Annotated in this window: 9 protein-coding genes and 1 pseudogene; 4 read left to right on the forward strand and 6 right to left on the reverse strand. The window is 72.4% G+C overall.

Translation table 11 applies throughout. The features are described from left to right. On the reverse strand, positions 1 to 6493 hold a 6493-nt coding region (locus GQS09_RS30590; RefSeq protein WP_165985116.1), incomplete at its 3' end, for a ricin-type beta-trefoil lectin domain protein. 718 nt (positions 6494 to 7211) lie between these two features. Between GQS09_RS30590 and GQS09_RS06985 the strand changes: the two genes are divergently transcribed. Further along, entirely contained in the window at positions 7212 to 10502 is a 3291-nt protein-coding gene (locus GQS09_RS06985; RefSeq protein ID WP_165985117.1) for a VCBS repeat-containing protein, read from the forward strand. 62 nt (positions 10503 to 10564) lie between these two features. Here GQS09_RS06985 and GQS09_RS06990 read toward each other — a convergent pair whose 3' ends face one another. Further along, entirely contained in the window at positions 10565 to 11443 is an 879-nt protein-coding gene (locus GQS09_RS06990) for an AfsR/SARP family transcriptional regulator (RefSeq protein WP_165985118.1), read from the reverse strand. A gap of 224 nt (positions 11444 to 11667) precedes the next feature. Here GQS09_RS06990 and GQS09_RS06995 point away from each other — a divergent pair, with 224 nt between their 5' ends. The 3 genes from GQS09_RS06995 to GQS09_RS07005 all read left to right on the forward strand — a co-directional run bounded on the left by GQS09_RS06995 (position 11668) and on the right by GQS09_RS07005 (position 16490). Continuing rightward, positions 11668 to 11826, forward strand: coding sequence for a hypothetical protein (locus tag GQS09_RS06995; RefSeq protein WP_165985119.1), 159 nt, complete (start codon positions 11668 to 11670; stop codon positions 11824 to 11826). Positions 11827 to 11927: 101 nt separating this feature from the next. Next, the gene (locus GQS09_RS30595) at positions 11928 to 13664 is read left to right on the forward strand and encodes a SagB family peptide dehydrogenase (RefSeq protein WP_165985120.1); all 1737 of its coding nucleotides are present in this window, start codon (positions 11928 to 11930) and stop codon (positions 13662 to 13664) included. A gap of 261 nt (positions 13665 to 13925) precedes the next feature. Continuing rightward, a complete protein-coding gene (locus tag GQS09_RS07005; RefSeq protein WP_165985121.1) occupies positions 13926 to 16490 on the forward strand; it encodes a sensor histidine kinase in 2565 nt (854 codons plus the stop codon). A 202-nt stretch (positions 16491 to 16692) separates the two neighbouring features. Here GQS09_RS07005 and GQS09_RS07010 read toward each other — a convergent pair whose 3' ends face one another. From GQS09_RS07010 to GQS09_RS07025, 4 genes and pseudogenes are all read right to left on the reverse strand, one after another. After that, entirely contained in the window at positions 16693 to 19002 is a 2310-nt protein-coding gene (locus tag GQS09_RS07010; protein ID WP_313896024.1) for an MMPL family transporter, read from the reverse strand. Positions 19003 to 19355: 353 nt separating this feature from the next. Then, positions 19356 to 20258 carry a 4'-phosphopantetheinyl transferase superfamily protein gene (locus tag GQS09_RS07015; RefSeq protein ID WP_165985122.1) on the reverse strand — a complete coding sequence of 301 codons (903 nt, stop codon included), beginning with the start codon at positions 20256 to 20258 and terminating at the stop codon, positions 19356 to 19358. Beyond that, complete coding sequence (locus GQS09_RS07020) at positions 20255 to 22060, reverse strand: acyl-CoA dehydrogenase (protein ID WP_165985123.1); 1806 nt, start codon at positions 22058 to 22060, stop codon at positions 20255 to 20257. The genes GQS09_RS07015 and GQS09_RS07020 overlap by 4 nt, the downstream gene beginning before the upstream one ends. A 363-nt stretch (positions 22061 to 22423) precedes the next feature. Then, positions 22424 to 22960: pseudogene (locus GQS09_RS07025) on the reverse strand (PadR family transcriptional regulator); the annotation flags it as partial. Between the last annotated feature and the right edge of the window lie 81 nt (positions 22961 to 23041).

A 23041-nucleotide genomic window follows, 5' to 3' on the forward strand; every position in this document is an offset into this window, starting at 1 on the left:
GGGCGATGTGGTCCTTGGCGAAGTCATAGGTTTCCACAAAGGGCTTTGCCGCGCCTTTGAGGAAGCTGACGACCGCGTTGGAGGACTGCCTGGGGGCTGCCTGGACGGCGATGTCGACCAGGGCGTCGTGGTAAGGATTGGCGCCCCGGCTTCCGCCGGCGGTGCTCCAGGGCGGGCGTCCGGTCACGCCGGCCTGGCAGGGGCCCTGTCCGGCTGAGGGCAGAGTGTTGCAGTGCGCGATGGCCGGGCCGGCGTTGTGGTCCTTCGCCGCGTAGCAGGCGCTCTGGCCCGCCGAGGGCAGGGACGCGCAGTCGGACAGTCCGGAGGGGTCGGCGAAGGTGACGGGGTTGTTGCGGCTGTAGGTGTAGCCGTTCATCCGCAGGGGTTCGGTGAGATCCAGAAGCGGGTCCGCGGAGAGGAAACGGCCGGTGGCCGGGTCGTATTCGCGGGCGCCGAGGTGGGTCAGGCCGGTGGAGTCGTCCTGGGTGCCGCCGAGGAAGCCGCGGTCGGGCAGCCAGTCGGCGTGGCGTGCGCCGCGCGGTGCCCCGTACGGGTCGTACTTCTCCCGCAGCACCCGCTGGTCGCCGTCGAGTTCGACGGTGGCCACCGGGGTGCCGTGGTGGTCGGTGAGCAGAGTGGTGAGCGTGGAGTCGGACTGCCCGGCGGAGATGTGGCGCATCACCGTGGGCGCGCCGGGGTGGGCGTAGTAGCGCCGGGCGGAGGAGAAACCGCCGGCGCCGTCCGTGGACAGCTCCTGACCGCCCAGGTAGAGCGTGTGGGAGCCGGCGGTCGAGGCGATGACGCGGTTGCCGCCCGCGTCGTAGAGGTAGGTGGTCTCGTCGGCGAAGGACCACTGCTGCTCCGGGCTGGTGCCGGTGCACGCGGACAGGGTGAGGTTCGTGCCATCGGTGGTGTCCCCGCCGGGGACGGTCAGGCACCGGCCGGTGCCGAGGTGTTCCAGGTCGCCGTCGAGGTGGGAGCGCCACTGCTGGCCGGAGCCGCCGTCGCAGGGGACCAGGACGACACCGGAGCCGGAGGCGGCGGGGGCGGCGCAGTGGTCGAGAATCTTCAGCTCACCGGTGGAGGGGTCGGTTCCGGCCGCGTCGATGTGGGCGAGCTGGGTGCGGTCCCCTGTGCAGGTGCGGATCTCCAGCGGGCTCCCGGCCCCCGGGTCGCTGCCCTGGAGGGCGAGGCATTTGCCGTCCGGACCGAGCAGCTCGCCGCGCCCCTCGGCGCCGAAGCCGGTGACGGTCTCGGCCAGCCCGTCCCATGTCCAGGACAGCGTCTGGGTGTCTCCGCCCTGGGTGCGGGAGACGGTGTTGCCCGAGTCGTCGTAGGCCCAGGTGGCCAGGGAGTCCACCTGGGGGGTGTCCGTGGTCAGCCGGGTGAGGGTGTGGGGCTGGGCGCCGGTTGCGTCACCGTAGGTGTAGTCGGTGACGGTGTCACCGCTGGTGTCGACCTGGCCGGAGGTGAGGGTGACGTCCGGGTCGTGCTGGACCAGCCGGGTGCGGTTCCCGAGGGTGTCGTAGGTGTAGGTGTGCCAGTAGCCGTCGTTGGTGGCGGTGACGTTGACGGTGCCGTCGCCGTAGACCGGCTCGGCGGTGGACTTTCGGGGTGCTGTGCAACCGGAGTGCGGGGAGGTCCAGGCCTCGGTGAGCTGGGCGAGTGCGTCATAGGTGAAGCACTGCCGGTCCACGGTGGAGCCGGTGGTGTCGGTGATGGAGGTGGCGTTGCCGGCCGGATCGTAGGCGTAGACCCGTGCGTTGATGCGGGGGGTGGCGGTCTCGCGGTCGGTGATGGACTCGATGAGCTGCTTGGTGTTCTCGTCGAACAGGTTGGTGGTCCATACCCGGTGCGGCTGGGCGCCGGTGACGCTGCGCTGCACCTGTCCCCAGGGGTTGTAGGTGACGTCCGCGGTGTACCAGTCGAACCCGGAGGTGGTCACCGGCAGCCCGTCGGCGTTGTAGCGGGTGATGATCTCTTCGCGGCCGAGGTCTCCGACGGCGGGCACGGTGGTGGACAGCGGCTTGCCGGTGCGGGTGTAGCGGTAGGTGTACTCGTAGGTGCCGGCCAGGCCGGTGGTGGGGCCGCCTGCCGGGCCCAGCGGGATGGTGATCTTCTCGCCGGTGGGCTGGTACTCGGCGTTGTAGCCGGTGATCTCGGTGGTGATGGGCAGACCGTCGGTGTAGCGGGTGGAGGCCACGGGGAGGCCATGGGCGCCGGGCAGAGTGTCGTAGGTCTGCTCCGTGAGGAGTTCGCCCGTGGAACCGTCCAGGCGCTGTTCGGTCCGGCGGCCGATGATGTCGTAGCCGTTCCAGACGGTGATGCCGCGGGCGTCGGTGGTGGTGACGATCTGGTCGAGGTCGTTGTACGTGGTGGTGGAGGTGCCGGTGTCCGGGTCGACGGCCCGGGTGACGCGTCCGCGCGCGTCGTAGGTCCAGCTCCAGACGTTGCCCTCGGTGTCCTTCACCTCGGTGCGGTTGCCGCGTGCGTCGTAGGTGTAGGTGGTGGAGCGATGGGTGGTGCGTGCCGCGTTGGTGAAGTGGTCCAGCCTTACCGGGCGGCCCACGGCATCGGTGAAGGTCCGGGTGGCGACCGCGCCCTTGGGCGGGATGACGGTGGTGACGTCGTGGTCGTAGGTGTAGCGGGTGCGGCGGTCGGGCTGGACTGTGTCGTCGACGACGGTGGCGCCGTCCTGCGGGAAGCTGGAGTGGACGGGTGTGACGGTCAGCGGACGGCCCAGGCCGTCGTAGGTGTAGCGGGTCGCATGGGGCACTTCCGTCTCCGAGCGCAGCTCGAACAGCGTGGTGCCCGGCTCACCCTTGCCCAGATAGGCGTCGTTGGTCTGGCGGACGGAGCCGTTGGCGTTGTAGAGGGTGTCGGTGATCAGCCTCCCGCCGCCGGCGGCTTCGGTCTGGCTCTGGCGCTCCCGCCCCAGCCCGTCGTAGAGAACGGTGCTGACGGCGTAGGTGCCGTCGTCCCGCAGGCTGGACCTGGTGACCGCCAGCGGTTTGCCGAGGGTGACCTGGTAGGCGAAGGCGTGCCGCGGTGGCTCGGACGCGGCCTGCTCCGGGGTGCGCACGGAGGTCAGGCGGCCGAGCGCGTCGTAGGACTGGGTCACCTCGCGGCCGTTGGTGTCCGTGGTGACGACCGCGGTGCCGCGGCCGGGCTCGACGTCCACCGTGGCGGTGTGGCCGAGCGCGTTGGCCGTGACGGTGGTGAAGGTCTGTCCGGTGGCCGGGCTGTATGCGGTGGTCGTGGTGTGGCCGGCGGTGTCGGTGACGGAGGTGAGCCGGCCGTAGCTGTCGAAGGTGTTGACGGCCACGCGGATCCAGCCGGTGCCCGCGCCGTTGATCTCCCACTGGGTGGTGGCCATGCCCTTGGTGGGGGTGGAGCCGAAGGCACCGCCGTCATGGGCGGTCCGGGCCGCGGCGATGATGTCGTCGCCGGTGGCGGTGGCGGCATCATCGCAGGTGCCGGCGGTGGTCTTGACCTCGCTGGGCAGGCCGATGAGGTGGGCTCCGGTGTTGTGGACGTGGGAGAGCAGGGTGCAGGTCCGGGGATCTGGGGAACCCGTCTCGCCCGAGGTCTCGACCTGGGTGGGCAGGCCGTAGGTGGTGTCGTACCAGGTGCGGGTGGTGACGGTGCGGGTGGTGCGGGGGTCGTCGGGGTTGGTGCCGGAGGAATCGGTTTCGGTGAAGGTCTCGTCGGTCTGGACCCGGTAGGCCTTCAGATCGGGGACGCCGTCGCGGGCGCGGGTGGCCAGCAGGTGACGGGAGGGTGTGGTCACGGTGCGGGAGACGACCGCGCCGCCGGAGCGGCTGTAGGTGATCGTTTCGGCGGCCATGCCCTGGAAGGCGGGGTGGTCGGTGGCGATGGTGGCGCCGGTGGAGTCGGTGAGGGTGACCGAGCGGGAGGCGCCGCCGGGCAGCGGGTCGCCGTGCAGGCCGCGGAAGTAGCGGGTGGTGGTCTTGCCCTGCACCGTGCCCACGGCCGCGTCGGTGACGCCGCTGACCACACTGACCTGCGCGTAGCCGCGCCACTGGTCGTAGGTTCTGGTGGTCTTCCTGGTGAATTCGCCCTGGTTCCTGGCCCAGCCGGCGCCGCCGGAGTACTGGTACTGGGTGACCACATCCGGCACGCCGTCGATGCGGGGTTTCTGCTCGACCTTGGTGACGAGGTACTTGTTGAACCAGTCGATGGATTCTTCTTCCGGGTCCGGGTGCCAGTAGACCGGGTAGCACAGGGAGGTGTTGTCCTGCGGGGCGGGGTGTCCGGTGCCGGTGGCGCAGTGGCCGTTGGGGGTGCTGTAGGTGACGGCGATCTCGCCGCCGATCTCGGTGATCACCCGGCGGATCCGCAGCCGGTCGAACGCCGGGCGCGGGTCGGAGGCGCCGGCGACGACGCGGTTGGGCATGGGGTCGTTGTTGTGGGAGAACTCCACCGGGTTCATCCGCTGCGAGACCCCGCCGGGGGCATAGCCGGTGCGGGTGATCGACTCCAGCCACAGCGGGGGTGCGGTGTCGGTCAGGGTGCGGGGGAAGGACTGCGCCAGGTCCCAGGAGTCCACGGCGGACAGGGTGGTGGAGCCGGGGGTGCGCTGGGCGCGGGTGGTGATCTTGTCCAGCAGCTTGCGTGACCAGAAGGTGGGAGCGGAGACGGGGCAGCGTTTGCCGGTGGTGCCGGGGCAGTGCAGGTTGACCGGGGTGTCGTACCAGATGCGGTAGCGGCCGAAGTCGCGGGAGGTGAAGGCCTCTTCGGTGCACTGCAGTTCCTGCTCGGCGAAGCACCGCTCGGCCACGGTGAAGACCACTTCGGCGACCGGAGCCGCGGAGAACAGGGTGCCGGAGCGCTGGCCGTACTTGATGGTCTTCAGGTGGCCGCCGCGCACGTAGGGCACCGGTGAGGTGTATTTCTCGTTCTTGGCGTAGTGGTTGGTCTCCTTGTTCCACCACAGCGACATGGCGTTGCCGTGCACGTCCACCACGTAGTCCAGGTTCCAGCGCCAGGCCTGGGTGCAGAAGGAGGAGGTGAAGGCGGTGTCGTAGCAGGGCTCGCCCGGGTGGTTGCCCGCGACCGGCACGGTGAACACCGAGTCGGTCACCGGGTCACCGCTTGCCCAGCCGGGCAGCTTGTGCCGGCCGAAGAAGTACTGCGTGCCGTCCCGGGAGGTGATCTTCCAGTACTCCCCGTCGGCGTCCCCGTTGGAGGTGGCGGTGTCGGTGACGCGCTGGATCCTGCTGCCGTCTCCGTTGGCGGTCACCCAGGTGCCGGTGGTGTCATCGCGTACGAGTTCGACGGTGGACCCGCCCAGGTGCATCACCGCGTTCCACGACGCCCAGCACAGGTCCGAGGTTTTGCGTGAGGTGTTGTTCGCCCCTCCCGTGGCGTCGTCCTCACAGTTCCGGTAGGTGCGCTCGATGTAGCCGGGGTGGTAGTCCCAGCCGTCCCCGATCCAGGAGGCCTGGTTGTTCGTGACCGAGGTCCGCCCGTCCACCACCTGGGAGTTGTAGGACAAGGAGATGTTCGGGCTCGGGCCGGCCGGCACCGGCGGCACCGCAATCGGCTCCGACCAGCTGAACGCCCCCGAGGACCCCCCGGCCGACCACGTCCCCGCCGCCGCGATCGGCGTCGCGGTGTAATCCCCCTTCGCGCCCGAACCCGAATCCGTCGCCGCCAGCACCGCCGCACCACCGCCCGAGGAGGAGGCGGTGAACGCGGCCTGGACGGTGGAGCCTTCTCCCCCCGCGGACGTCTGCGCGGCCTGGCCGGCCGAGGCCGCGGCCACGGTGGCGGCCTGCGCCGACGCGTCGGCCGCGGCCGCCATGTCCACCGTCGCGGTGATCTGCCCGGTGGTGTCGTCGTTCTCGGTCGGCAGCGTCCTCGCCTCGTTACAGGCCTCCACCTCCGGGGAGGTCAGGAAGCACTCCGGATAGAGCACGAACTCCATCCGGTCCGCCCAGTCCGCCGAGTACAACTGCTCGAAATCGGAGTAGTCCAGCACCACATCGACCTCACCGGCCGACTCCGACGGCGGCGTGACACTCAGCACCAGCGCCTCGATCTCATCGGCCACCGCCTGCTCCGGCGTCGGGGAAGCCGCCTCCTCCGGTGTGCCCAGAGCGACCTGCCAGTCCCCCTCCAGCGCCGCGGCCTCCGCCGCGGTCGCGTCCTGCGGCACCCCCACCAGCACCGGCAACTCACCGGCCGGGACCCGGTCACCCGCTGCAGGCGCGCTCAGCTCCGCCGCATCCGTTCCCGACACCGGCGCCGCCGTCTTCGACGGCTCGTACTCCACCACCGGATCCGCACCCTCACCGGCCAGGTCCGCCAGCACACCGGTATCCGCGTCCGCCGTCGGTGTCTCCTGCGGCAACTCCGGCAAGTCCACCCCCGTCCGGTCACCGTCCGACGGCGGCACCGCCCACACCTGCCGCGGCATGACACCCACCAGCAGCACCAAGGCCAGGACGGCGAGCACTGAGGCCCGCACCCACCGCACACCACGGACGGCCCACGACGACGGCACAGGCACCGGAACAACCCCCAACGAGCGCAGCGGAAAACCCCCGAAGAAGCAGACCACCCCGGAAATTGCGACAAGAGAACTGCCGCATCCTCGGCAATGCGCATTCCTGCGTCAACAATCGACAATGGCGGTGTGACCGGATTCACACGAGGGGACCGACCGCGATCCGAAGGATTCCGTGAGCGACAAGGGAGGCGGAGCAATCGCGATTTGGGCAGTTCCAGAACCTTTCTTCTCATGCATGAAGGAAAAGTGAAATTCAGGCGCAGATCCACGCAAAGCAGCCTTGCCACCAGGCTTGATGCCACAGGTTTCGCCGGGCAATCGAGGGGGTAGTGTGAAGCCCCGTGTGCTCCGGAAATGCGGAAGCAGCCTCGTCGGCCGGTGTTCAGAACCACGTTTCACGTGGCAGACCTGGCGCCGATGACGCATATGGGGCATGATCTGCTCGCGCTTTTCCGTCCTGCGCCAGGGTGTCTTCCCCCGCGCTGAGGGCGACCGCGCACGAGGACCACCGCTTGCCGACACAGGGAATTCCGGGGCTCCTCACTTCGGTGTCCGGTGGTGGCGGCCGGCCGGTGAGACGGGGCGGACGCGTGAGCAGGGGAGGGACCTTCCGGTGAACGGGCAAGGACTGCGGCCGCCGGCGGCGAACAGACGACGGACGGGGATGCTGGCCGTGGTGACCGCGACGGCTGTCGCCGTCGCCGGGCTCGGCCTGTGGGGACTGACCGGCGCCGACGAGTCCGGCCGGGCGAAGACCGGCACCGGGACCGAGGACGACAACGGTGCGCTGCCCGAGGGGCCGTGGGACGAGTCGGAGGCACAGCAGGTGGCCAGGGCCCGCGGTGAGCGGGTGGAGGCTACGGAGCTGCGCGACGCCTACAGCACCACCTGGGCACTGCCCGACGGCTCCTTCGAGTACGAGGCACATGTGGCGCCCGTGCGGGCCCTGGTGGACGGCGAGTGGCGGGAGATCGACACCGCCCTGGAACCGGACGGAGAGGGCGGCTGGTCACCGGCCGCGGTGACCCGTCCCATGGTGTTCTCCGGCGGAACCGCATCCGGGACCGCAGCGTCCGGGAGGGCGGACCGGGCCGGTGCCCGCCCGGCCGAGTTCACCCGGGACGAGAGCACGGCAGAAGGCCGGGAATGGTCGGAGCTGGTGACCTTCACCGTCGACGGTCGCCAGATGACCCTGTCCTGGCCCGGGGTTCTGCCCCAGCCGGTGATCGAGGGGCCTCGGGCGCTGTACCAGGAGGTCCTGCCCGGGGTGGACCTGCTGCTCACCGCCCGCGACTCCGGATTCTCCAACGTACTGATCGTCAAGACCCGCCAGCCCGCGGCCGACGGGGTGGTCGAGCAGGTCCGCTACCGGCTGACCTCACCGGACCTGACCTTCACACTGGACCCCGTCACCGGTGTGGTGTCCGCCAAGGACGCCAGCGGCAAGGAGGTCGCCGTCTCGCCCTCCCCCTACATGTGGGACTCCGCCGGGAAGCCGGCGATGACCCAGGGGGACGATCCGCAGCCGGACCCCCCGCAGGAGGAGCCGGTACCGGAGGCGGACGAGAGCATCGACCCACCCGAGGAGCCCGAAGACACCATCGACGACAGCTACGTCCCGAACCCGCTGGACGAGGACCGTGCTGACCGCGGCCGGTCCCCACGGGCCGCGCCGACGGCGGCGGATGCGGGCCAGATGCTCGAGCTTCCGGGGCTTGCCGGTCCGCAGCCGGGCACCCATGACGCGGTGGCGGGGATCTCCCTGGCCGCCGACGGAACCCTCACCCTCTCGCCGGACACCGGCCTGCTGGCCGACGACCGGACACAGTTCCCGGTGTTCATCGACCCGTCGTTCACCGCCGGCACGAACAACTGGACCACCGTCTACGCCAAGCACAAATCCACCAGCTTCTGGAACGGTCAGAACTTCAACGACGGCACCAACAGCGCCCGGGTCGGATACGAATCGACGACGGGGGGGCTCTCCCGCTCGCTGTTCCAGCTCCAGTGGGACAGAAAACTCCGTGGCGCGCACATCTCCTCGGCGTACTTCTACGCCAAGGAGACCTACGCCTGGTCGTGCTCTCCGCGCAGCGTGGAGCTGTGGCGCACCGGCCCGATCAGCTCAACGACCACCTGGTACAGCCAGCCGGACTGGCACGACGTGGTGGATTCCAAGAACGTCGCGCACGGCTACAGCAGCTCCTGCCCGGACGAGTTCGTCAAGTTCACCGCCACGTCCCTGGCCCAGACCGCCGCCGACTCCGGCTGGTCCCTCATCACCGTCGGCCTGCAGGCGACGAACGAGGCGGACGACCACGCCTGGAAGAAGTTCACGGCCAACGGCTCGGATGCGCCGCGCCTGAAGGCCACCTACAACCGCAAGCCCAACGAACCCACCAAGCTGAAGATGAGCGGCGGGCACGGGTGTGACACCGGCGGGCAGATCTCCATCGGCAAGCAGGGCACCATCAACTTCGCGGCCACTTCCTCCGACCTGGACCACAACCTGAAGTATCTGCACTTCCAGTTGTGGCGCGAGGGCTGGAGCGACATCAAGATCCTCGACCGCAAGGTCACGGTGGACTCCACCGGCCACGCCTGGACCGGTGTCTCCACCACCGCCACCGAGGAGCAGCCCCACCCGCTGCGCAACGGGGTGCGGTACTGGTGGCGGGTGCGGGCCATCGACTCCACCGGCGCCGCCTCCACCTACGCCCCGCCCGGCTCGGACAACTGCGGCTTCGTCTACGACAGCACCGCCCCCAGCTCTCCGTTCGTCTCCTCCACGGACTTCCCCGCGGAAAGCCCGGACAACGAATGGAGTCTGAAGAAGTTCGGCGAATCCGGCGTCATCACTTTCGCGCCCGGCGACGAGAACGACGGTGTCGTCCGCTACGACTACTCCTTCAACGGCCATGCCTACAACAAGGAGGCCACTCCCGGTACCGACGGCACCGCGGAGATCACCGACTTCCGGCCCCCGCACGCCGGCCCGAACGTGGTGTACGTGCGGGCGGTGGACACCGCCGGCAACGTCTCGGCAGGCACCCCTTACGTCTTCTACGTCAGGCCCCGCAACACGCCCGACGCACCAGGGGACACCGGGGGCGACGGCTACCCGGACATGTTCGTCATCAACCCCGACGGCAGTCTGCGCTCCCTGCCCGGTGACGACGCCGGCGACCTCCACCGCTCCATCGGCGGTGCCCACGACAGCGGCGACCCGCCCCCGGCCGGATACTGGAAGGACGCCGCGGGCAACCCCGCCCTGATCACCCACAACGGTGACTTCCTGCCCGGCGATGGCATAGCCGACGTCCTCGCCCGCATGCCCGTCCCCGACGACCGGCTCTACCTCTATCCCGGCGACGGCTACGGCAGCGTCGACATCAGCAGACGCATCGAGGTGCTGCTGCCCCCGAACGCGCCGGACCCCGCCGCGCTGACCGAGATCAAGGCGGCCGGTGACATCACCGGCGACGGACGGCCGGACATGTTCGCCATCGCCGAAGATCAGCTGTGGGCCCTCACCGGCTACACCGGCGGCGCCTTCGACCGGGCCGTGCTGCTGCTCAATGGCGCCTGGGGCAACCGTGACATCGTCAATGTCACCGACATCTCCGGTGACGGCATCGCCGACCTGCTCTACCGCAACCGCAGCAACGGCGAGCTCCTGCTGCGCCTGGGCAAGCCCGGCGCCGACGGGACCGGGGTGGATCTCACCTCACTGGGCCGCGCCGTGGACTCCGCCACCGGCACCGACGCCGTGTACGGCACCGGCTGGACCGCCACCGGCCACCCGATGATCATGGGCATCCCCGACGCCAACGGCGATTCCGTCCCCGACATCTGGACCACGGTCTCGGACGGCTCCCTCCGCGTCTACCACGCCACCCGCACCTCGGCCGGAAGCTGGACAAAGATCATGAACGTCAACTGGGACACCAAACTCGCCCTGGGATGACTGCCCTTGGCGCGGCGCCCGCTCCCCGGCCGGGGTGAGGGGTCGGGGAGCGGGCGCCGGGTTCAGGCGGCGAGGTAGCCGGCGAGTTCCCGGCCGGTGCGGGACGTGCCCGCGGGCACGGGCTGCTGCCCGTCCTGGACGCCGCCGCGCCGGGCGACCGGCGGGTCGAGTGCCGGGTCGCCGACCAGGATCGCCTGGTGCAGCCGCCGCACCCACGGCGCGGGCTCCACACCCAGGGCGGAGATCAGGGTCGAGCGGAGCTGCTGGAAGGTCTCCAGGGCCCGGGCGGTGTGGCCGGAGCGGTACAGCGCGGTCATCAGCTGCGCGCTCAGGCTCTCGTGCATCGGGTTGCGGGCCACCAGGGTCAGCAGCTCGCCGAGCAGTTCGGTGTGGCGGCCCAGCCGCAGGTCGGCGTCGATGCGGCGGCCGAGCAGGCCCAGCCGGGTCTGCTCCAGCGAGTTGGCCTCCAGCTCCAGCACCCGGCCCAGCGGCAGGTCCATCAGGGCCTCGCCGTGCCAGAGTTCCAGGGCGCGGCCGAAGTAGGCGGAGGCGGCCCGGTCGTCACCGGCGTCGAAGGCGGTCCGTCCGGCGCGGGCGAGCCGGCGGAATTCGTGGACGTCGACGCATTCCGGCTCGACGGCCAGTGAATACCCGCCGTGCCGGGTGACGAGAATGTCCTTGGCGGTCCGGCCGTCCTCGTCCCCCTCGGCCAGGGCCTTGGTCAGTTTGCCGCGGAGTTGCAGGATGTACGTCTGCAGCGTCGTCGGCGCGCTGCGCGGCGGATGGTCTCCCCACAACTCCTCGAACAGCCGGGCGACCGTGACCACCTGGCCGGGAGTGAGGGCCAGCAGGGCGAGGATCTGCCGCTGCTTCGCCGCGCTCGGCACGACCGACCGGTGGTTGAGGCGCGCTGACAGATGTCCCAGGAGTTTGATCTGCATGACACGTCGCTCCTTTAGCGCCGGTGATTCCCGGCCCCCCGTCCGAGAACGGGCCGGATACCGCTTGAGTCTGGAACGAAGCGCGCTCCGGGCCCAGTTATGCGCTCATGAACCCGGCCATGAATAGTCCACGCCCGGGGCATGAGATTTTCACTACCGGTGGCCGGTCCGGAGCCTGGATGCTGAGTGCCGTCCTCAACGCCGACGGATCCTCAGGGGGAACCATGCCGATCAGTGAGCTCCTCTCCGCCGCCACTCCCGAGACCGGCGCCATCATCGCCCAGGGCACCGCCGCCGCGGCCGGCGACCTGGTCATCGAGCCCCTCGACTACACCGGTGACCTGGGCAGCGCCATCCCCTGCTTCAGCTCGTCCGACGCCTGAACCGCCGCACCGCCCGCCCCGATTCCGGCGACGCCGGACGGCCCTCGCCGTCCGGCGCGCCGTGCCGTTTCCGCACCGATTCCGCACCGTCTGGAGTTCCCGTGTCAGCACAGGATCCCGCGCACAAGGACGACGTTCATGGCGCCTCGGTGTTCCCGCTGTGGTCCCTTCGCGAGGATGTGCGGATCGAGGACGAGAACGAGAACGGAGCCGAGGACGGAGCCGAGGAGGGTGGGCGGGGCGGGCGGGGGACCGGCGGGGGGCGGCTGACGCTGCTCTGCCGCTGGGGCGAGACCGTGCTGGACCGGCCGCAGCCACTGCTGCGCCAGGCCCTGCACCGGATGAGCCTGGGCCCGATCCGGCTGGAGAACGTGACGTCCGGGGACGGCGGCCACCGCGAGCGGGCGCTGACCGTCCTGCTCCGGGAGCTGCGCCCGCTGCATCCGCTGACCGTGCGCTCGCTGGGCGCGGACGCCGCCCGCCCGCTGCTGTCCGTGGTGCCCCTCACGCCGGAGGCGGGGCTCCGGCTGCATGCCCCGCGTCCCGGCCGGCCGCTGCGGGTGTCCCGGTTCGCCATGCTGCGGGCGGACGGCGGCACCATGCGCATGGAGTCGCCGCTGTCGCTGCACCGGGTGGAGTTCGGCCGGCCCGAGGCGCTGGGCGTGATCGGCGCCATCGGCGCGGCCACACCGCCGGAGGAGGTGGCCTCGGCATCGGGGCAGCCGCCGGAGGTGGCGCACGCCGTGCTGTCGTATCTGCTGTCGGCGGGCATGCTGGTGCAGGCCGGGGCGGGGACGGGCACGGGGGAGGAACGGCACAGTGACGGCGACGGCGACGGGGACGGGGACGGCGACGGTTGCGGGGACGGCGGGCGGCCGGTGTTCGGCGAGGACGACGACCCGGTGCTTGCCGCCTGGGCCCCGCTGGAGCTGCTGTTCCACACCCGCAGCCGGCCCGGCCTGCACGACAGCGACTTCGGCACCGTGGAGGAGGCGGCAGGCTTCTCCGCGCCTCCCGAGCCGGTGGTCAAGCCGCCTCGCGGCGGCCCCGCCCTCCCGCTGCCCCGCCCCCGCTGGGAGGACGTGCTGGCCGCCGATCCCCCGCTCACCGCGGCCGTGGAGGGCCGCCGGTCCCGGCGGCTCTGGCACCACGGCCGGCTGACCGCGGACCAGCTCGGCGAGCTGCTCTACCGGTCCGCGCGGGTGCGGGCGCTGACCGGCCCGGGCACCGGCCCGACCGGCGCCGGAACCAGTGACCGGCCGTATCCGAGCTTCGGCTCGCTGCACGAGCTGGAGCTGTATCTGACGGTCAGCGACTGCGACGGCATCCCGGCCGGCGTCTACCACTACGACCCGCTGGGCCACCGGCTGGAGCGGCTGCGCACCGACACCCCCGAACGGCTGCTGCGCTGCGCCGCGCCCGCCACCGCCGCCGGGCCGGCCGCCGCCGAGGGGCCGCACCGGCCGCCGGTGCTGATCACCATGACCGCCCGGTTCCGCCGGCTGGCCGGGGTGTCCTGGGGTCTGCGTTACGCCCTCACCCTGAAGCATGTGGGCGTGCTGATGCAGAACGTCTACCTGGTGTGCGAGGCCATGGGGCTGTCGGCGTGCGCGGTGGCCAGTGGCGATGTGGAAGCCTCGGCCCGGGTGCTGGGCACGGACTGGCGCGAGGAGTCCAGCGTCGGGGAGATCGTGGTCGGCCCCCGCGGGCCCGAGTCCGAGCCGTCCCGGGAGGCAGGGCGGGACGACGGGGGCGGGCGGCGGGCCGCCAACGACCCGGAGTGGGCGGCCCGCGCGCGGGCCCTGCTCGGCGGCCCGCCGGCCGGGAGACAGCGGTGATGGCGCTGGTGGCGATGACGGCATGACGGCATGACGGCATGACGGCAGCGGCAGCGACGGCAGGGGCAGCGGCGACGGCGGTAACGGCGGCCCGGGCGGGGACACGCGGGGCGCGCGGCGGGCGGGCGCGCGACGGCATGGTGACGCTTCGTCATATCACGGGCGGCTTCTGGTTTTTGATGTCCGTCACACATACCATCTGACCAGTCCTTCCACCGAGGTGCGGCGTTGGTGTGCCCACAGCGAACAGAAGGAGCAGGCATGGCCGGCGGTCAGGCGAGGAGGGTGGCTCACCCGGCCGCGCTCGGGGTCTTCGGCGGCTACTACGTGGTGACGCTGCTCAATGTCGCCTCGCTGCGTCCCGGGGCACCGGGGATGATCGCCTTCGCGGGATGCGCGGCGGCGGCCTTCGCCCTCCACCTCCTCCACCTGGCCGCGGCCCGGCGCTGGCCCGCCCGGTTACGGCTGCTCACGCTGACGCTGCAGGCGGCCATCAGCTTCCTTCCGCTGCTCTGGCTGGGCCAGCCCTGGGGCAGCATGACCGCGTTCCTGGTCGGCTCGCTGCTCCTGCTGCTCCCCGGCTGGATACGGTGGGTCTGCTTCGGCGGTGCCGTGGCCGCCGTGCTGGCCCTGAGCGTGGCCTCCGGCGGCGACACCCTGTGGCGCGTCTATCTGGCGCTGGCCGCGGTCAACAGCGGGCTCGCCGTCTACGGCCTGAGCCGGCTGTCCGCCTCCGTGCTGGAGGTGCGGCGCACCCGCGGCGAGCTGGCCCGGCTGGCGGTGATCCGGGAACGGCTGCGCGTCGCCCGCGACCTGCACGACCTGCTCGGCTACAGCCTCTCCGCCATCACCCTCAAGTCCGAACTGGCGCACCGGCTGCTGCCGCAGGCCCCGGGCAGGGCCCGGGAACAGGTCGGCGAGGCGCTCGCGGTGTCCCGGCAGGCCCTGGCGGACGTGCGCTCGGTGGCCAGCGGCTACCGGGAGATGTCTCTGAAGGCGGAGGCCGACTCGGCCCGCTCGGTGCTGGCCGCCGCCGACATCGACGTCGATCTGGCCGTCACCGCCCGCTGCCTGCCGGCTGAGGTGGACACCCTGCTGGCGACCGTGCTGCGCGAGGCGGTCACCAATGTGCTGCGCCACTCCCGCGCCAGCAGGGTCGAGATCCGGGTCACCGAGACCTCCGGCGCCGTCGGCCTGACCGTGGTCAACGACGGGCCGCTGCCGGCCGGGGCGGATGCCCTCGGCGAGGGGGCGGGCAAGGGTGAGCGCGAGGGCGAGCGCGAGGGCGAGCGCGACGCCGGGCCGGGCGGCAGCGGTCTGGGGAATCTCACCGAGCGGGTGAAGCAGGCGGGCGGCACGCTGAGCGCCGGTCCGGACGGGCAAGGACGGTTCCGTGTCACGGTCGCTGTTCCCCGGACCGGCGGCGAGGGCCGGCCGGCCGCCGGGGCGGCACCGCCCGGCATGGCCTCGGCGACCGTGACAGCAGCCGCGGCGGCAGCAGCAATGGCGGCGGTTCCGGCAGCGGACGAGGATGTGCCCGCAGCCGTGCGGGCCACGGTCGCGGACGCGGCCGTGGACGGCGCCGTGGACGGCGCCGGCCCGGGCGGCGGCGCGGCCGATACCGAGCTCACCGACCTCACCGCGCCCCGGCTGGCGCTCGTGGTCGCCCTGGTGGTGTTCACCGGCTATGTGGTGCTGGCCGTGCTCAACGTCCTCCAGCTCTGGCCCGGCGCCGATCCCGCCGCGCTGGCGTTCTGGATCGCGGTGATCCTCGCCTGCCAGCTTGCGCACTCCCTGACCGGTCCGGCCGAACGGCTGGGCCGGATGCGTCTGGCCACCCTGGCCGTGCAGGGTGTGGCCACCTACCTGCCGCTGGTCTGGTTCGGCTGGCCGTGGTGCGCGATCTCCGGCTTCCTTGCCGGCTCGGTGCTGCTGGTGGTGTCCTCGGGGCGGTTCCGCTGGCCGCTGTTCGGCATGATCGTGGCCTCCATGCTGGTCATCGCCAGGGACGCGGGCATGAACTGGGTGGACTCCGGCTATGTGGCGCTGAACGCGGTGATCAGCGGCCTGACCGTGTACGGCCTGAGCCGGCTCTCGGTGGCCGTGGTGGAGGTGCGGCGCAGCCGGGGCGAGCTGGCCCGGCTGGCGGTCGCCCGGGAACGGCTGCGGGTCGCCCGCGAGCTGCACGACCTGCTCGGCTACAGCCTCTCCGCCATCACCGTGAAATCGGAGCTGGTGCACCGGCTGCTGCCGTCCGACCCCGACCGGGCGCGGGAGCAGGTCGGGGAGGCGCTGGCGGTGTCCCGGCAGGCGCTGGCCGATGTGCGCTCGGTGGCCCGCGGCTACCGGGAGATGTCGCTGGAGGCGGAGGCCGACTCGGCACGCTCGGTGCTCCTGGCCGCCGACGTGGAGGTCGACGTGGCGGTGTCGGTGGGCACGGTGCCGCCCCGGACGGGCACCGTACTGGCGGCGGTGCTGCGGGAGGCGGTGACCAATATCCTGCGCCACTCCCGGGCCCGCCGGGTGCAGATCGTGGTGGTGCAGACGGATGGCATGGTGCGGCTCACCGTTGTCAACGACGGGTCCCTGCCGGCCGAGGAGCAGGCCGTGAAGGAGGGCGGCGGGCTGGCGGATCTGGCGGTCCGCATGGTGCAGACCGGCGGCTCGCTGACCGCCGGCCCGGACGGGGCGGGCCGCTTCCGTCTCACCGCCGAGGCCCCGCTGACCGACGCGCGGGAGGCCGGAACCGGCACCCGCGGTCCCGGCCCCGGTCCCGGCTCCGGCCCCGGCCCCGGCCCGTCGGAATGGATCACCCTTCCGAGCTGAACGCGCAGCACGCGCAGCACGCACGTTCCGCGCATTCGCGAAGCGGCGCCGGCGGGGTGTCCCGCCGGCGCCGGGTGGGGGTTGCCGGCGTACGGGCCGGATGCCCGGGCCCGTACGCCGGTTGCCGTCGCGTGCCGTGTGCGGCGTCCGGTGCGCGGGCCACGCTCGCCCGGCCCGCGCACCGGAGCCCGGTCGAGCCCGGTCACTGCCGTACGAGGTGCTCCTCGGGGCGGCCGCCGCCGGCCGCGGCCGGGACCGCATCGGCATCGGCATCGTCCGCGCCCTCGGCGCCTCCACCGGCACCGGCACGACCACCGGCCCCGGCGTGGGCACCGGCATCGGTGTCGTCGGGCTCGCGCTCCGACAGGTCCGGCAGCCAGCGCAGCCAGCTCGGCAGGTACCAGTTGGCCTCCCCGAGCATCGCCATCACCGCGGGCAGCAGCACCGCCCGGATGATGGTGGCGTCCAGCAGCACCGCCACCGCCAGGCCCACGCCCATCTGCTTGACCGAGGTGGCGGACACCGTGGCGAAGACCAGGAAGACCGCCACCATGATCAGCGCCGCCGCGGTGATCACCGACGCCGTGGAGCGCAGGCCCCGCACGATCGCGGTCCGGGTGTCCGCGCCGCGCAGCCGCGCCTCACGGATGCGGGACACCACGAACACGTGGTAGTCCATGCTCAGCCCGAACAGGATCACGAACAGGAACAGCGGCAGCCAGGAGGCGATCGGCCCGGCCGTGTGCGCGCCGGTCAGCCCGATCCCCACACCCTCCTGGAAGACCAGGGTGAGCACCCCGTAGGCGGCGCCGGCGGAGAGCAGGTTGAGCACGATCGCGGTGAGCGCGATGGTCAGCGAGCGGAACGAGGCCAGCATCAGCACCAGGGTGAGCAGCAGCACGAAGGCCAGCACCGGCGCCACCGCATCGCCGAGCTGCTCGTTGAAGTCGACCGAGCCGGCGGTGACGCCGTTGACGGCGGTCTCCGCGCCCTCGACCGCGCCCAGGGTGCCGGGCAGGACGTCGCCGCGCAGCGCCTCCAGGGCGGCCACGCTGGTGTCGTCGCTGCCCTCGCCCGCCATCGGCACCTCGATGGCCAGCACCGAGCCGCCGGCGTGCTCGGTCACCTCGATCGGCTCGAAGAGCTGCCCGGTGGCCACCGCCTCGGCGCGGAACGCCGCCACGGCCGCGTCCAGTTCGGCCGGGTCGGCGTCTCCGGCCGCCACCACCACGGTGGCGAGTGTGGCGCTGCCCGGGAACGATTCGTCGATCGCCTCCATGGCCTGGACGATGGGCGTGTCCGGGTCCATGTCCTGGGCCGCGCTGGGCATGGCGGTCTGCATGTTCAGCACCGGCAGGGCCAGCGCCACGAGCGCGCCGACGGCCACCGCGGCGGACAGCGCGGGCCGGCGCAGCACCCGGTCGGTCAGCACCCGCCAGAAGCGGGAGTCGCCGCCCTTGCGGTCACGGCGCAGGAACGGCAGCCGGCCCTTCTCCACCTTGTCGCCGAGCATCGCCAGCATGGCGGGCAGCACGGTGACCGAGCCGAGCACGGCCACCGCCACGGCGGCGATGGCGGCCACGCCCATGGCGGCGAAGGTGGCGATGCCGGTGAGGAACATGCCGGCCATGGCGACGATGACGGTCAGGCCGGAGACCACGACCGCCCGGCCGGAGGTGGCCGCGGCGATCCGCAGGGCGGTGGCGTTGTCCCGGCCGGCCGCCCGTTCCTCACGTGCGCGGCGCAGGTAGAACAGGCTGTAGTCGACGCCGACGGCCAGGCCGACCAGGGTCAGCACCACGCTGGCGTTCAGGTCTGTCGGCACCGCGTGGCTGCTCACGACGAGCAGGCCGTAGGCGGCGGCGGTGGCGGTCAGCGCCAGCACCACCGGCAGCACGCTGGCGACCAGCGCGCCGAAGGCCACCAGCAGGATGCCGATGGCGAGCGGGACCACGGCGTACTCCGCGAAGACGAGGTCCTCGGCGAAGGTGTCGTCCAGCGCCTTCTGGGCGGTGGCCTCGCCGAAGAGTTCCGCGGACACCTCCGGGTGGGCCGCGACGGCCTCCTCGATGGCGTCCAGCACCCCGCCGATGTCCTTGGAGGCGTCGATGCGGCCCTCGGTCATGGTGTAGCCGACCAGTGCGGCCGTGCGGTCCTCGGAGATGGTGCCGGTCTCGTAGGGCGAGTCCACGTCCGTGACGTGCTCGGAAGCCCCCACCGCGGAGACCACGTCGTCGACGGCCGCCCGGAACGCGGTGTCGTCGGCCGTCACGTCCGTACCGGTGATGAGCACAAGTTCCTGGGCGGGCGACTTGACGCCCGCGTCGGCGAGGATCTGCGCCGCCCGGCCGGACTCGCCCACGCCGTTGTCCACGTCGTCGGACAGCACCGTGCCCAACGAGCCGCCCATCGAGGCGAGCACAACGAACAGCAGCCAGCCGAAGACGGCTGTTTTCCGGTGCTGCGCGCTCCACCCACCGATTGCAGCGGCAATGCCCTTCTTGGCTGCCACGTCGGTCCTCCTCTTGTAGGTCGCCTCATCGGCTGGCTTCAGCGTGGGTCAGTGCGGTGGAGCCGCCCTTGAGCGCATGCGTGACGGATTCCTATACGCTCGGTAACTCTGACGCGGCGTCACGATGTGCGGGAGCAGCCGGCGGGAGCGGCCAACCGGTGCGGCCGGTGGGTCTCCACGGCGGGCCCGCCCGCCACGACGCCCGGCCGGGGCCTCGTGCCCGGACCGGACCGGCCCCGGCCCGGACCCGCCCGGCTCCTTCGTGCCCCACCCCGCTCGGCTCGGGCTCGGCTCGGCTCGGACCCGGCTCGGACCCGGCTCGCCTCCTGCACGGAGGGCTGGGTACCGGGGACTCAGCCGGCGGCGGTGCGGCCCCAGATGGCGCGGACGGTGCGGCGGTCCACCGCGGTGCCGCCGCGGATGTCGTCCGAGGAGCCGATCGGCAGGTACTGCAGGGCGACCGCGGCCAGCATTCCGCCCTCCAGGTCCAGGCTGTGGAAACGCCAGGTCGGGGCGTCCACCGGGGCGCCGTCCCGGCCGCACAGCAGGGCCGGCCCGGGGCCCGCGGTCACCGTGCCGCCCAGCGGGGTGCGGGCCGCGCGCACCCCGCGTGCGCCCCGTCCCGGCGGGGCCGGGGCGAAGCCGAACTCGGTGAAGGAGAACCGCAGGCCCTGTCCCAGGGCCTTGCTGTACGCCTCCTTCAGCATCCAGGTGCGCAGCAGCCGGGCCGCGCGCTCCCCGGCCGGGCCCTCGTTCACCGCCCCCAGCTCGTGGGGGGTGCAGATGTGCCGGTCCAGCTCGGCGACCTCCTTGGCGCGCCCGGCCGGCTCCACGTCCACCCCGATGCGGCCCCGGGAGGTCACCCCGACGAGGATGATGTCGCCGGTGTGGCTGAGCGAGATGTCCACCTGGTCGTAGCCCCGGGCGTACGGCCGGCCGCTGAGGTGGTAGCCGATGTCCACGCCGCCCGGCGGCACCCCGATGGCGGCGGCCACCACGCAGCGCAGCAGCACCCGGGAGGCGGCGAACCGCTCCCGGACGATGCCCTCCTCCATGGCCGTGTACCGGGGCAGGTCCCGGCCCAGCAGGGTGCGCACCCGGGGCTCGACCGGACGGTCGCTCTCCCAGCGGCCCAGTGTGGTGGCGGCCAGCGCCACCCCGGTGGTGCGGATGTCCCTGGACACCGTGTCCCACACCCCCCAGGGCGCACCGACCATGCGCACCGGGGGGAGTGCGGGTTTCCGTTCGGCGCTCATCCCGCCAGCTCCGCGGCGTAGAGGTCGAAGGCGCGGGCGCCGTCTGCCCGCCGCCGCAGTTCGTCGTGGACCCGGGCCATCGCCTCGGCCGGCACCGCCGGCACCGGGCGGCCAAGCCGGCGCAGCAGCCGGTCCAGGGCCAGCAGCAGCCAGGCCGGGTCGGCCAGGAAGGCCGCGCCCGGGTCGTCGGCCGGGGCGGCGGCGGCCTCCCGCCAGACGCCCAGGCAGGAGGCGGCGGCCAGCAGCAGGGTGTAGCGCTCGCTGAGCGGGATGGCCCGCGGGTCGTCCACCGGGTCGCCGGTGTCGAAGCCCAGGTCGGTGGCGGTCTCCATGACGTCGGCCAGTTCGGCGGCGAATGCGGTGGCGCGCACCGCGAACTCGTCGCCGAGTTCGTCGGCCGTTCCGGCCGGGCCGAGTTCGCCGCTCTCCACGGCACGGGACAGGTAGCCCCACAGCCGGTCGCCGCCGCCGAACTGTGCCAGCCGGTCCGGGTCCAGGGCGGGCACCGTGGTGCCGGGCCGGAACAGCGCGGGCTCCGGCTGTGCCGAGCGGGCGTCCGAGTCACGGGCCAGCAGCGGCAGGAACGGCACGATCGCGGTCTGGCACACCGCGCTGCCCACGTGGCCGAAGCTGATCGTGTCGATGTCCCGCAGGTGCTTGCGCACCAGGGCGGACGGTCCGGCGGTGGTGTGGAAACCGTCGCCCAGGATGGTGGACAGGTGGTGCATGGACTCGCTCAGCACCTTCGGCACCAGGTACTTGGCGGCAGCAGTCAATACGTCGCACTGCTCCGGCACCAGGTGCAGGGAGCGGGTCGCGGTCAGTGTCAGGCAGTCCGCGATCAGGAGGTCGACGAAGGCGCCGTTGACGGCGGTGCGCACCTGGGCGGGGGTGGACCGGGCCAGGCCGGAACCAGAACGAGAACCGGGACCGGAACCGCAGTCGGAACCGGAGCCGGAGCGTTCGGCGGCGAACCGCAGGGTGACGCGGAGGGCGGTGTCCCCCAGGCCGATGAGCATGGCGGCGATGGTGGCGTTCATCAGCGGGTAGGCCGAGGCGCCCACCTCCACGCCGCGGCCCCAGCCGCCCACCAGGGCGGAGGCCGGGACGGGGCACTCCAGCAGTTCCAGGCCGCCCAGGCCCATGCCGCCCCAGCCCGTGGGCGCGCCGCCGAGCCGCTTCATCCAGGGGCCGGGCAGGCGTTCGCGGTCCAGCAGGAAGAGGGAGTGGCCGTCCGGTCCGGAAGCGAAGGCGAGGATCAGCTCGGCGCGGTCCAGGTTGTTGATGGCCGGTTTGCGGCCGGACAGCAGGTAGCCGCCGCCGGCCGGTCTGGCCCGGAACTCCTCCTGGAAGAAGATGTTGGCGTGCTCCAGCTGGTGACAGGCGATGGCCAGCCGGCCGCCGCCGAGCAGGGCGTCGGCCGTGCGGCGGCGCTGGGCCTCGCTGCCGGCCGCCCACACCACGGAGGCCGCCAGCAGGGAGGAGATGCAGCCGATGGCGCCCAGGCGGGCGTCCCGGCGGAACACCGGGCGCAGGAGGGCGCCGGCGGTGTCCATGCCCACCAGCCGCCCGCCCAGCGCAGCGGGTACGAATTCGGCGTTCAGCAGCTGCGCGTCGTAGGTCTCCAGGGCCGCCGGCAGACAGCTCTCCCGCTCGTCGGCGGACAGGATCTCGGAGAAGCCCAGCGGGTTGTTCTCGTCCCACGGATCGCCGAATGCCTGGTCCACCGCGGTGATCCGGCGGCGGACCGCCGCCCACTGGTCCACCGCCGGCTGTCGCGGGCGCACCTCGCTCAGCAGCATGTCCGTCTCCTCTCGCGCGACACCGGGAGATCCCACGGTGCGCCCCCGCGCTAGAGGCATTCTTGGCCGCCACCGGACGCCGACTCGTCTCCGGGCTGCTTTTCATACCTTCCGGGTGTTTCGCACGTTCCGCTTGTGTGGGCGCTGTCAGAGTTCCGGACGGACCTCGTGCGCCACCCCGTGCGGCCCGGCGGGGCGGGGGCGGGCGCCGCCCGTCCGCTGCGCCGCTGTGTCCGCCGCTGTGTCCGCCGCTGGTTCCGCCGCTGGTTCCGCCGCTGTTCCCGCTTCCGCTCCGGCACCGGCCTCGGCCTCGGGACCGGCACCGGTACCCGCACCGGCAGCGGCACCGGCAGCGGCACCGGTTTCGCGGATGCCCGCCAGCGCCTCGGTGAGCCAGTCGAGCCAGAAGGTCTCCAGCCCGATCCCCGCCCGCAGCACCAGGTGCCGCAGCCGCTGCCCACCACTGCCGTCGTCGCCCCGGGGGCCGGTGAAGTCCCGCTGTTCGATCTCCAGGTATTCCGCGAGCTGCCGACGGTGCAGGGCGAGATGGCGCGTCAGCTCCTCCTCCAGCCCTTCGGTGCCGATGACCGCGGCGGCGCGCAGCCGCAGCAGCAGGGCGTCCCGGACGGGCCGGGGTTCGTGGCGGCCCGCCGCCCAGGCGGCCAGCTCGGACCGCCCGGCGGGCAGCACCTCGTACTCCTTCTTCCGGCCCCGGGCGGGCTGTTCGGACGGCAGGGCCCGCACCAGGCCCTCCCGTTCCAGCCTGCCCAGCTCGCGGTAGATCTGCTGGTGGGTGGCCGGCCAGAAGTAGCCGATGGACTTGTCGAACCGGCGGGTCAGCTCCAGTCCGGAGGAGGGCTTCTCCAGCAGGGCGGTGAGGATCGCGTGCGGCAGCGACATGACGCCGGTACCTCCGGGCGGCGGGAGTGCGGTGCGTGGGGTGCGGGCAGGGCGGGCGGTGCGGGGCGGTGCGGGCGGTGC

The sequence above is a fragment of the Streptomyces sp. YIM 98790 genome, from assembly GCF_011421595.1.
Classification (GTDB): Bacteria; Actinomycetota; Actinomycetes; order Streptomycetales; family Streptomycetaceae; genus Streptomyces.

Bases quoted from the DNA above. Each gene is read 5' to 3' on its own strand.
- GQS09_RS06990 (WP_165985118.1), bottom strand. From the start codon at position 11,443: ATGCAGATCAAACTCCTGGGACATCTGTCAGCGCGCCTCAACCACCGG.
- GQS09_RS06995 (WP_165985119.1), top strand. From the start codon at position 11,668: ATGCCGATCAGTGAGCTCCTCTCCGCCGCCACTCCCGAGACCGGCGCC.
- GQS09_RS07005 (WP_165985121.1), top strand. From the start codon at position 13,926: ATGGCCGGCGGTCAGGCGAGGAGGGTGGCTCACCCGGCCGCGCTCGGG.
- GQS09_RS07015 (WP_165985122.1), bottom strand. From the start codon at position 20,258: ATGAGCGCCGAACGGAAACCCGCACTCCCCCCGGTGCGCATGGTCGGT.
- GQS09_RS07020 (WP_165985123.1), bottom strand. From the start codon at position 22,060: ATGCTGCTGAGCGAGGTGCGCCCGCGACAGCCGGCGGTGGACCAGTGG.